The 4,453-nt window shown below is 42.4% G+C and carries 4 protein-coding genes and 2 tRNA genes; 2 read left to right on the top strand and 4 right to left on the bottom strand.

Features of this window, described 5'->3' with window-relative positions; genetic code table 11:
* The first annotated feature begins 144 nt into the window (after positions 1-144).
* A complete protein-coding gene (locus PLL47_RS12455) occupies positions 145-714 on the top strand; it encodes a GMP synthase subunit A (protein ID WP_324446544.1) in 570 nt (189 codons plus the stop codon).
* A gap of 144 nt (positions 715-858) precedes the next feature.
* Here PLL47_RS12455 and PLL47_RS12450 read toward each other — a convergent pair whose 3' ends face one another.
* The 3 genes from PLL47_RS12450 to PLL47_RS12440 all read right to left on the bottom strand — a co-directional run bounded on the left by PLL47_RS12450 (position 859) and on the right by PLL47_RS12440 (position 2,811).
* Positions 859-2,190 (bottom strand): signal recognition particle protein Srp54, encoded by a 1,332-nt coding sequence (locus PLL47_RS12450; RefSeq protein WP_324446542.1) that lies wholly within the window; start codon positions 2,188-2,190, stop codon positions 859-861.
* 410 nt (positions 2,191-2,600) lie between these two features.
* Positions 2,601-2,675, bottom strand: a tRNA-Met gene (locus tag PLL47_RS12445).
* Positions 2,676-2,736: 61 nt separating this feature from the next.
* Positions 2,737-2,811 (bottom strand) — tRNA-Met (locus PLL47_RS12440).
* Positions 2,812-3,055: 244 nt separating this feature from the next.
* Between PLL47_RS12440 and PLL47_RS12435 the strand changes: the two genes are divergently transcribed.
* Positions 3,056-3,247: a hypothetical protein gene (locus PLL47_RS12435; RefSeq protein ID WP_324446540.1), complete on the top strand. Its 192-nt coding sequence runs from the start codon at positions 3,056-3,058 to the stop codon at positions 3,245-3,247.
* A gap of 106 nt (positions 3,248-3,353) precedes the next feature.
* Here PLL47_RS12435 and PLL47_RS12430 read toward each other — a convergent pair whose 3' ends face one another.
* Complete coding sequence (locus PLL47_RS12430) at positions 3,354-4,172, bottom strand: protease inhibitor I42 family protein (RefSeq protein WP_324446538.1); 819 nt, start codon at positions 4,170-4,172, stop codon at positions 3,354-3,356.
* Positions 4,173-4,453: the final 281 nt, after the last annotated feature.

Genomic DNA, 4,453 nt, shown 5'->3' with positions numbered 1-4,453 from the left:
GGGAGAAAAATACGAAAAATATTATGTCTGAAAAAATAGTGCGGAAAGTAGGATACAAGAATTAAAATAGGATAACATGGGCTAATAGAATAAGCTCAGAGCGTAAGAACCATTTTATATTTGTAAACAGGAACGGAAGGAACTATGAGAGAACTAAAAATCCTTGTTGTGAACAACTACGGGCAGTTTTGCCACCTTATTCACAGGGCTGTCCGGGACCTTGACATGGATACAAAAATTATTCCCAATACAACTCCTATAGAGGATATTCTGGCAGAAGAGCCTGACGGGCTGATCCTGAGTGGAGGACCGGAAATGGAAAGGGCAGGTCTTTGTTTTGACTATGTGAAGGAAATCGATGTCCCTATCCTTGGAATCTGCCTCGGTCACCAGGCAATTGCTCTTGCTTACGGTGGGCACGTTCATGCGGGCAAAAAAGGAGGGTATGCCGAGGTTGAAATAGAGGTTCTCGAAGAGGATGACATACTCAGAGGACTTGGTCCAAAAACAACTGTATGGGCTTCCCATGCAGATGAGGTGGCTATTCTTCCTGAAGGGTTTATCCATCTTGCCCGTTCGGATATCTGTGAAATTGAAGCCATGCGCCACCCTACAAAACCGATTTATGGAGTTCAATGGCACCCTGAGGTTTCTCACACCGAGCAGGGGGAAGAGTTGCTGATGAACTTCTTTGAAGTCTGTAATAGGTACTGATCTAAGGCACCGATGATAAGGTACCGATGATAAGGTACCGATGATTAAGGTACTGATCTTAATTATTACCGATCCTTTAAAGATCAGTTAATAAATCAAAATAAGATCGGCATTAAATTAAAGCTAAAAAAGAACTCGGAATAATTACATCCCGAGTTTTTTCTTCATCATTTTCTGAATATTGAACTTTCCGCCTCTAAATCCTTTTAAAGCCGTCTGCATGGTTTTGTGGTATTTAAGAAGCTCTCTGACGTCTTCAGGGCTGCAGCCAGAGCCTCTCGAGATTCTTTTTATCCGTGAGCCGCCTATGAGTTTGGGGTCTGCCATTTCCTCTTCTGTCATCGAGTCCATGATGACCTTGTAGTTTTTCATTTTGTCACTGGTAGCCTGGAACATTTCGTCTGAAAGTTTCATGCCTCCCAGCCCTCCCATGCCCATAGGGAGCATTGACATGATCTGCTTGAGGGGACCCATTTTATTCATTGCTTCGAGCTGCTTGTACATGTCCTTCAGGGTGAAGCGCCCCTGCATAAGGGCTTCGACATTGACATCCTCTTCGCTCAGGCTTTCCTCTGCCTTTTCCATCAGGCTCTTGAGGTCTCCCATTCCAAGCAATCTTGAAATGAACCTGTCAGCTTCAAACTTCTCAAAGTCTTCCGGAGTTTCCCCTACTCCTATAAAAGCAATCGGAGCTTTTGTTTCGGCGACTGCTGAAAGTGCTCCACCACCTTTTGCTGTCCCGTCCAGTTTTGTAATAATGACTCCAGTGATCCCTACAGAATCATTGAAAGCATGAGCCTGCTGGCTTGCCTGCTGCCCTATACCAGCGTCGAGAACCATGAACTTGTGGTCAGGTTTTGCAATGGCATGGATTCTCTCCATTTCTTCTATCAGGTCGGCTTCAAGGGCATGCCTGCCTGCAGTGTCAACTATTCTTATATCGTATTTTTCAAGCGCTTTAAGCCCGTGTCTGGTAATCTCGACAGCATCGGGATTTCCTTCTTCTCCGTAAAAACCTACATTGAGCTTTTCAGAGAGAGTCTTGAGCTGGTGATAAGCTCCGGGCCGGAAGGTATCTGCGGCGATAACGCCTGCTTTGAGCCCTTTTCTCTGGAAATAACGGGCAAGTTTTGCAGCACTTGTGGTTTTTCCGCTTCCCTGCAGCCCCACCATCATGATTGTCTGGGGCTTGAGCTGGATCTCGGCTCCTTTCCCGATGATATCCATTAATTCCTGATATACAATTCGAATTACATGCTCCCTTGGATTCATACCCGCAGGAGGGTCTTCCTTCATTGCACGCTCTTTGATTCTCTGCGACATCCCCATGACAAGTTTTACGTTGACGTCGGCCTGGAGCAGAGCGCGCTGAATATCCTTTACTACTTCGTTGACCGTGCGCTCATCAATTCTCCCTGCGCCGATCAGCTTTTTGAGTGCTCCCTGTAAGGAGTCTCCCAGTTTTTCCATTACCATATGAGAATCGTCCTGCTTAATTTTGAGGATGGATAAAAAGATAGTTCAAATATAGTTCCCTGGATATAATTTATCAGTTTGTGTAAATTTATCAGCCTGTGTACAAAGTTTATTTTTTAAGTTTATTTTTTCTGGATTTTTTACCTTCATAAGAAGGCGATCTTTTTTGCATTTATTTTACCCTGTATAAGAAGCGATCTTTATTTAATAAGCCTTTTAGTTTTTGATACTTGAAAAGGATATGAAGTATAATAGAATGTGTAAGATTGATTTGAATATTAGATAGGATTGAACACTCCGAATATAAATAACTGCTCGGATATAAAAAATCGAAGTATGGCACGAAACCCTGAGTGCTTAAAGTCGCGGGTATGAAATACGGAAAAATAACTCCTGAAAATTATTTTTAATAGCGGGGGATGGATTCGAACCATCGGTCTACGGGTTATGAGCCCGTCGGGATCTCCTGGCTACCCCACCCCGCTACGGGGCTTACTGGTTATTTTGATAAAGGTATATAATCATAAGGAAAAGACTTATCTAAAATAGCGGGGGATGGATTCGAACCATCGGTCTACGGGTTATGAGCCCGTCGGGATCTCCTGGCTACCCCACCCCGCTACGGTGTTTTGTACATCAGACACTCTGCCTGGGACAGCTATCTGAACATACTAACGATTACTTATATACTTTTCGGCTGGCTCCTCAATCTTGTTTAAATATTTGGAAAACTTATACCCTCATTAGAACCTCAACAGTCTTAAATCTTTTCATCATTCGTTGTTTTACCGTAGTTTATTTTTAATAGCTGCTCTTCAGGCATTTTTGGGAAAGATATTTGAAATCCGGAGCCCCACATTATATTATGACCAGATGTTTGTTTTGCGGGGCGTATTGTGAAGTAAAATGTGGAATCTACTGCGAAAGCTATTCCGGAAATCCGGAAGATAAAGAACACATGGAAGATGAGAATATACTTGGGGGTACCCAGATAGGCACGTCGTATATCTGCGACAGTTGTCTCAAAGACTTAAAACAGGCTCTGGGTCTACAGTGATTTACTGGAAGAGAACACAGCTAACCGGAAATAAGATTTTTCGTGCCCCTGCTTTCTTGGTTGAGTAACTATATAGGAGCAGAGGCACGAGAAGTGAGCTCACAGTTCAGACAACTTCTACATTAAGTGTAAATCTTTCTTCAGTTCCTGTTTCATTTTCCCAGGATCTTCTATATACTGCTGTCACCTTCTGGGCGCCCTCGGAATCTGCTTTAATTTCCCATACATGAACTCCTCCAGCACCAACAAGAGGGCGTTCCTCTTTCTCAGATTCAGGAGGTTCGTATTTGTCTGAAACCAGAATGAGTCCCTGGCTCAGATTGAGTTCCCATTCATAGCCCGTAGTTGGATTTTCCTGAAGTTTCAGGTAAAATGTTTCTTCATTTTCGAGGGTTATATTTTTCCCATTTCCAGATTCGGTTATTACCTTCTTTCCGGCTGGCGTAGAGTCCGGCGTTTCCTCCAGGATGTTATCTACAGCAAGTTTAAAAGATCCGTTTACTCCGTTTACGTTTACAGTATAATTTCCGGCGCTGAGCCCCTGAACTTCGAGAGGAATCGTTTCTCTAAAGCTCTCTATAGCCTGGGTACAGATTGCATCTTTTGGGCGCTTTGTTGTGATAGTAATATTGAAATTGTTTCCTTCCTTTTCAGTTTTTATATCGTCAATCTCAGTGCATCCATCAGGCAGATAGCCTTCTGCTATCACATTTATCTGCACTGGGAAAGATTCCAGAGTTAGAATATCGATACTTTCCACATTTGCTATATTATACGTGTATTCTTCCTCGGTGGTGTTGTTCTTCTCGTCTTCAACACAGCCTGAAAGGGTAACTGTAATAACCATGAACAGGACCGCTATCAGTCTCATTGTTTTTGCAGCCCTGATATTTATTTCGTATTTGCCATTTATTTTTCCTTTCATCTGTCTCCCTCCAGTTCCTCTAATATATATCTAAAAAAATAAGCTTGTTCGAATTTATCCTTTGCTTAAACTTCAGTTCTATTCGCAGCTTTGATTCTGAAATCAAAGCAAAATGAACGTTTAAGAAGTAGATGACGAACGTTTAAGAAGTAGAAGGCCGGATTTTACAGTTTGGCTTCAGTATTCAGGGCTTTTATTCAAAAATAAAGCATTCCAGAAATAAGTCCGGCAGTATGTATAAAGAAAGATCAGGAGAATTCACCTTAAAGAAGGGGAAACAT

The organism is Methanosarcina sp. (genome assembly GCF_035390745.1).
Taxonomy (GTDB): domain Archaea; phylum Halobacteriota; class Methanosarcinia; order Methanosarcinales; family Methanosarcinaceae; genus Methanosarcina.
This window is presented reverse-complemented; position numbering and strand designations above follow the sequence as displayed.